The sequence below is a fragment of the Bradyrhizobium sp. genome, from assembly GCF_019242285.1.
Taxonomy (GTDB): domain Bacteria; phylum Pseudomonadota; class Alphaproteobacteria; order Rhizobiales; family Xanthobacteraceae; genus Bradyrhizobium.
The window spans coordinates 1-6,069 of sequence record NZ_JAFAVV010000838.1; the positions used below are offsets into that span (position 1 = coordinate 1).

A 6,069-nucleotide genomic window follows, 5' to 3' on the forward strand; every position below is an offset into this window, starting at 1 on the left:
CACACGCAGCTTTCAGTGGGCGGCAACACGAACTTCGCAGGCACCTTTCCGCTCTGGGATATCCTGTTCGGCACCTTTCGCATGCCGGTGGACGAGCTTCCCCGCGAATACAGGGACGAAGCGGCGGTGCCGTCCGAGATCGCCGGACAGCTCGCCTTTCCGTTTCGTCGCTAGGACGGGACCGCCGTTGCCGCGGCGGTATCGTCGATACTCGCGCGGCGCGCTTCGCTCTTCGTTCACCATTCGATGCCAGAGTCGTTCCGTCGAGTTCCAGTTCCGCTGCGTATCGCCCAGGCCGGACTCCGGTAGAGGCGCGGAAGAGTAAAGCGTATGAAGATCTCTCGCATCATCGTCCTGCTGATCGCCATCTGTGCCGGCGGCATCGCCCTCTATCTCGCGAGCGGCTCCGAGAGCCCCAACCAGCCGGCCCCGGCCGAGCCGGTCGCGCAGATGCCGACGGCGGACGTGCTGATCGCGAAATCCGACATCGGCCTCGGCCAGACGGTCAAAGCCGAGGACCTGCAGTGGCAGGCGTGGCCGCAGGCTTCCGCCAGCAACAGCTTCATCCGCCGCTCCGATCGGCCGGAAGCGACCACCCAGCTCGCAGGCTCGATCGCGCGCGAGCCGTTCGTGGCCGGCGAGCCGATCCGTGAGCAGAAGCTGGTGAAGGGCAACGGCTCCGGCTTCATGGCGGCGATCCTGCCGGCGGGGATGCGCGCCATCTCGACCGAGATTTCGCCGGAAACCGGCGCCGGCGGCTTCATCCTGCCGAACGATCGGGTCGATGTTATCCTCTCGCATCACGAGAAGCATCCCGACAACCCGGTGCAGCCCGACATCCTGGTTTCCGAGATCATCCTGCCGAACGTGCGCGTGCTCGCCATCGACCAGGCGCCGAAGGAGAAGGACGGCCAGACCACCGTGGTCGGCAAGACCGTGACGCTCGAGCTCAGGCCCGACCAGGCCGAGATGCTCGCCCGCGCGCGCCAGACCGGCACCCTCACGCTGGCGCTGCGCAGCATCGCCGACGCCAAGGCGGCTCTCGCCAAGAACGCCGACGGCGATCAGCTCCTGGTGACGGTCTACCGTGGCGTCGACCGGCAGACATTGAGCTGCACGCCGAGCTGCGCCAGCCGGTAGCCGCCCACCGTCGATCCCGATCTCGCAACAGGCCGCGCCATCGCGGCCGGCCTGTCGCCGCGCGACTTTCGCCGATGCGCTTAACGTGCCTTTAGGGCGCGACCTGCACGGTCGAACGGTGCGACACCTCGATCACCGCCGCTCGGTCCGTCGTCTCGCGCCGATGACGATGCCGTTCGATTGTTGGGAATTGCCGATGTCCTCCGCCTCGCCGACCTCACGCTGCCGAATGCTCCTGCGCCGCTTCCGGCGCAGCCGTCGCGGCTCGGCCGCGCTCGAATTCGTGCTCGTCGCGCCGGTGTTCTTCGCGCTGCTGTTCGCGATCATCGAGACCGGAATCATGTTCTTCGCGAGCCAGGTGCTGGAGACGGTGACGCAGAACTCGGCGCGCATCATCCTGACCGGGCAGGCGCAGAAGGCGAGCTACACCCAGTCGCAATTCGCAGCATTCATCTGCACCCAGGTCCCGGCCCTCTTCAACTGCAGCAACATCTACTTCGATGTCGAGGCCTATAGCGCGTTCGCCTCGATCAACGTCTCGAGCCAGATCGACGGCAGCGGCAACTTCGTCACCAGCAATCTCGGCTTCAACCCCGGCGGTCCGAACGACATCGTGGTGGTCCGGCTGTTCTACAAATGGCCGCTGTTCGTCACCGGCCTCGGCTACAACATCTCCAACCTGACGGGCAACCAGCGGCTCCTGGTGGCGACCGCCGCGTTCCAGAACGAGCCCTATTGATCGGCCGGAGATGATGAAAGCGATGAAACCGGTTGCCACTTTCTGGGGTCGCGCATGCGACCAGGTTCGCGGCTTCGTCGCCGATCGCCGCGGCATCGCCGCGACCGAGTTTGCATTCATCGTGCCGCTGATGCTCGTCGCGTTCTTCGGCGCGGTGGAGTTCTCCTCCGGCCTTGCCGTCGCCCGCAAGACTTCGCTGATGTCGCGCACGCTGGCCAATCTGGCCTCGCAGAACGTCTCGGTCACCGATACGCAGCTCAACAACTTCTTCGCGGCCAGCGTCGCGATCATGACGCCGTATGACTCGTCGCCGATCCAATCGACGATCAGCGAGCTCTATGTCGATCCCAACACGCTCGCGGCGCGGGTGCAATGGAGCGTCGGATCCGCGCCCCGCACCGTCGGATCGGCGGTCTCGGTCCCGACGCAGCTGCAGACCGGCGGAACCTACCTGATCTACAGCGAGGTCAGCTATCGCTATGTCCCGACCGTCGGCTATGTGATGGCCCCGACCGGCGTTCTGCTCAACGACGTCGCCTACAGCCGTCCGCGCCAGTCGACCTGCGTGCTCTACAACGCGAGCGGCTGCACGACGCTCTGAGCAGGCGGAATCATCCGCAATCCGCCGCAGGCGGCTCGGATCGAGAAACGCAGGCAAAAAAGGCCGCGCCAAGCTGCGCGGCCTTTTCATCAACCTGCACTCAGACCGGATTCCCCGAGGGCTCGAGCCCTCGAGGACGTCTGTTAGTTCGAGACGCGGAGATTGTCGGCCGACGACTTGCCAGAGCGGCGATCTGCCACGATCTCGTAGGAGACCTTCTGGCCCTCACGCAGCGTTCCGAGCCCGGCCCGCTCCACGGCGCTGATATGTACGAACACATCCTTGCCGCCGTCATCCGGTTGGATGAAGCCGTAGCCCTTGGTTGCGTTAAACCACTTCACGGTTCCCATGCTCACGGGATAGTCCCTTCTCAGATATAAACGTCGAAGACCCACTTTCGGTGGGCTGGTGAGATCGAATTTTTGGAAGGGTCGTCAGCGTCTAAACCGGCTGTACCGGTGGATAGCTAATGTCGTCCGGCCGAAAATCGATTGCGCCATACATTATTGCAAAACAGGCCCCAAAACAATCCTGAGCTGCACGAATTTTTCGGTTGCGTGTTGCCGTCAAGAACCAGCGCATGACACGTTCCCGTCATGCGCGACAGTGGGACAAGTTGCGGGATCGTGCCTTATTTGCGGCGGAACTGGCCACCGCGCTGGCCTCCGCGCGGAGGGCCGCCGGCCCCGCTCGGGCGCTCGTCCTTGTGACGGAAAATCAGCCGCCCCTTCTCGAGATCGTAGGGCGACATTTCGATCGTCACCCGGTCTCCGGCCAGCGTCTTGATCCGGTTCTTCTTCATCTTGCCGGCGGTGTAGGCGACGATCTCGTGCCCGGCGTCGAGCTGGACGCGGTAGCGCGCGTCCGGGAGGATTTCGGTGACCAGTCCTTCGAACTGGATCAGCTCTTCTTTAGCCATGTTTGTCTCCAGATCGATTGACGGCTAGCTTGGCTGCTGATTGCGGTTGCGTTGACGATGCGGGCGGCTTTCGCGATGCAGGAAGGCGACGCCCTGTAGTCCCTCCGCCCTGCCGCCGCCATGGGGCGCGCGGTGCTGTTCCTGACGATGGCTTGGCGGAGCCCCATTATTACCACCACTGCGGCGGTGACGGCGAGGGCCTTTCGCGGGTGAATTGCTCTCGTGCGGCCGTGCGGCGTGCGGCCGCGGGGCCGGGCGGCCCGGCCGATGCGGCGTCGCAGCGGCGGGTGCCGCCTCGCGCTGGCCCGGCGTGCGGCGGTCCTCGCGGGGCAGCGCGACGCGGATCAGCCGCTCGATGTCGCGCAGATATCCCATCTCCTCGCCGCCCGCGACCAGCGAGATCGCGACACCTTCGGCGCCGGCGCGCGCGGTGCGGCCGATGCGATGGACGTAGGTCTCGGGCACGTTGGGCAGGTCGAAATTCACCACATGGCTGATGCCGTCGACGTCGATGCCGCGGGCTGCGATGTCGGTCGCCACCAGCGTGCGGATCTCGCCGGACCGGAACGCGGCGAGCACGCGCTCGCGGTGGTTCTGCGACTTGTTGCCGTGAATGGCGTTGGCGGCGATGCCCGCCTTGGCGAGGTTCTTCACGACCTTGTCGGCGCCATGCTTGGTGCGGGTGAACACCAGCGCGCGGTCGATCTTCTCTTGTTTCAAGAGCTGAGCGAGCAGCGTGGGCTTGGCGGCGTGATCGACCTGGATGACGCGCTGGGTGATGCGCTCGGCGGTGGAGGACACCGGCGTCACCGCGACGCGCGCCGGGTCGCGCAGCATCTGTTCGGCGAGATCGGCGATGTCCTTCGGCATGGTCGCCGAGAACAGCAGCGTCTGTCGCAGCTTCGGCAGCTTTGCGACGACTTTGCGGATGTCGTTGATGAAGCCCATGTCGAGCATGCGGTCGGCCTCGTCGAGCACGAAGAACTCGACCTGGTTGAGCTTCAGCGCATTGCCCTGCACGAGGTCGAGCAGGCGGCCCGGGGTGGCCACCAGCACCTCGACGCCCGGCATGATGGCGCGGACCTGGCGTCCCATCGGGACGCCGCCGATCGCCAGCGCCGAGCTCAGCCGCACGTGGCGGCCATAGGCGTTGAAGCTGTCGAGGATCTGGCCCGACAATTCGCGGGTCGGCGAGAGCACCAGCACGCGGCAGCTCTTCGGCTGCGGCCTTACGCGGTTGCCGAGTAGCCGGTGCAGGATCGGAAGGGCGAAGGCAGCGGTCTTGCCGGTGCCGGTCTGGGCGATGCCGACGATATCCCGTCCGTTGAGCGCGAGAGGAATGGTCTGAGCCTGGATCGGCGTCGGCGTGAGATAGTTCTCCTCCACGAGGGCGCGGGAGATCGGATCGGCAAGGCCGAATTCCTGAAACGAAGTCAAAGGATGATTCTTTCCATGTAGGCAGCGGGCACCCCGGCGATGACGCCAGGCGCTGGCAAATCTTCTCGAAACACCCGCGTGCTTGGAGTGTCGCTTGTTGCTGGCTGAAAGGAGCAAGCCAAAAGCCCGGCTAGATGCAGGCTTGAGAACACGCGGCTCGCAACGACTTGGATTATCGCCGAAGTCTTGCCGCCAGATATGGCCCAGGAACGCGGCGCTTTCAAGGTGTGCTGTGGTCGGGGAAAGCGGGGCGGTTAAGAATTCGCGGCGGGGGACGCGGACGCCGGACGCAGGATTGCCCCTTCCGATTGCCGCCGAGGATGAGGGAGTGCTTCATATTTAATCATCTACTCAATTTTGCATAAGAAATATACATATTGCCGCTTCCGCATACATTTCCACTGCCCTTTTTTTGGGCGGGCATTCTGCTGCCATCACGCGAATTCGCGAATATTTCCATCGCCTTACTGCGATCGAGCGGCATGGCATGGTTCTTGCGATTCCGTGAACGCAGGCGGCCGTGGGCCGTGTCCGCAGCGTTCAACGTCTGCGTCAGGGAGATGATACCTCATGCTTACTCAATTCACTCGACCGCCAGCGAAGCCCGTCAGTCGGCGTCGCTGGTTGGCGGCCGTGGCCGGCCTCGCTTTCGGCCTTGCCGGGTTTTCCTCGGCCAGGGCCGCCGACGACACCGTCAAGATCGGTATTCTTCATTCGCTTTCCGGCACCATGGCGATCAGCGAGACCACGCTGAAGGACGTCATGCTGATGCTCATCGACGAGCAGAACAAGAAGGGCGGCGTGCTCGGCAAGAAGCTCGAGGCCGTGGTGGTCGACCCGGCGTCGAACTGGCCGCTGTTCGCCGAAAAGGCCCGCGAGCTCATCACCAAGGACAAGGTGTCGGTGGTGTTCGGCTGCTGGACCTCGGTGTCGCGCAAATCCGTGCTGCCGGTGTTCAAGGAGCTGAACAACATCCTGTTCTACCCCGTCCAGTATGAGGGCGAGGAGAGCGAGCGCAACGTGTTCTACACCGGCGCCGCGCCGAACCAGCAGGCGATCCCCGCCGTCGACTACCTGATGAAGGAAGAGAAGGTGAAGCGCTGGGTGCTGGCCGGCACCGACTACGTCTATCCGCGCACCACCAACAAGATCCTCGAGGCGTACCTGAAGTCGAAGGGCGTCGCGCAGGAAGACATCATGATCAACTACACGCCGTTCGGTCACTCCGACTGG

8 protein-coding genes are annotated in these 6,069 nt (G+C 64.3%); 5 read left to right on the forward strand and 3 right to left on the reverse strand.

Annotation, left to right across the window (positions count from 1 at the left end):
• The 4 genes from JOY90_RS40260 to JOY90_RS34370 all read left to right on the forward strand — a co-directional run.
• Positions 1-174 (forward strand): sterol desaturase family protein (locus JOY90_RS40260; protein WP_367277029.1); only part of this gene is annotated, 174 nt, incomplete at its 5' end.
• Between the two features lie 156 nt (positions 175-330).
• Complete coding sequence (cpaB, locus tag JOY90_RS34360) at positions 331-1,140, forward strand: Flp pilus assembly protein CpaB (protein ID WP_291695533.1); 810 nt, start codon at positions 331-333, stop codon at positions 1,138-1,140.
• A gap of 196 nt (positions 1,141-1,336) precedes the next feature.
• On the forward strand, positions 1,337-1,879 hold the full coding sequence (locus JOY90_RS34365; RefSeq protein ID WP_291695534.1) for a TadE/TadG family type IV pilus assembly protein: 543 nt from the start codon (positions 1,337-1,339) through the stop codon (positions 1,877-1,879).
• 22 nt (positions 1,880-1,901) lie between these two features.
• Entirely contained in the window at positions 1,902-2,480 is a 579-nt protein-coding gene (locus JOY90_RS34370; protein ID WP_291695535.1) for a TadE/TadG family type IV pilus assembly protein, read from the forward strand.
• Positions 2,481-2,623: 143 nt separating this feature from the next.
• On the opposite strand, the gene JOY90_RS34375 is transcribed toward JOY90_RS34370, so the two are convergent.
• The 3 genes from JOY90_RS34375 to JOY90_RS34385 form a co-directional block, all read right to left on the reverse strand.
• Positions 2,624-2,836, reverse strand: a complete 213-nt coding sequence (locus JOY90_RS34375; protein WP_291695536.1) for a cold-shock protein — start codon at positions 2,834-2,836, stop codon at positions 2,624-2,626.
• A gap of 275 nt (positions 2,837-3,111) precedes the next feature.
• Complete coding sequence (infA, locus tag JOY90_RS34380; RefSeq protein WP_291695537.1) at positions 3,112-3,399, reverse strand: translation initiation factor IF-1; 288 nt, start codon at positions 3,397-3,399, stop codon at positions 3,112-3,114.
• Positions 3,400-3,423: 24 nt separating this feature from the next.
• The gene (locus tag JOY90_RS34385) at positions 3,424-4,836 is read right to left on the reverse strand and encodes a DEAD/DEAH box helicase (protein ID WP_291695538.1); all 1,413 of its coding nucleotides are present in this window, start codon (positions 4,834-4,836) and stop codon (positions 3,424-3,426) included.
• Between the two features lie 570 nt (positions 4,837-5,406).
• Here JOY90_RS34385 and JOY90_RS34390 point away from each other — a divergent pair.
• Positions 5,407-6,069, forward strand: a 663-nt coding sequence (locus tag JOY90_RS34390) for a transporter substrate-binding protein (RefSeq protein ID WP_291695539.1), incomplete at its 3' end; no start/stop codon positions are given.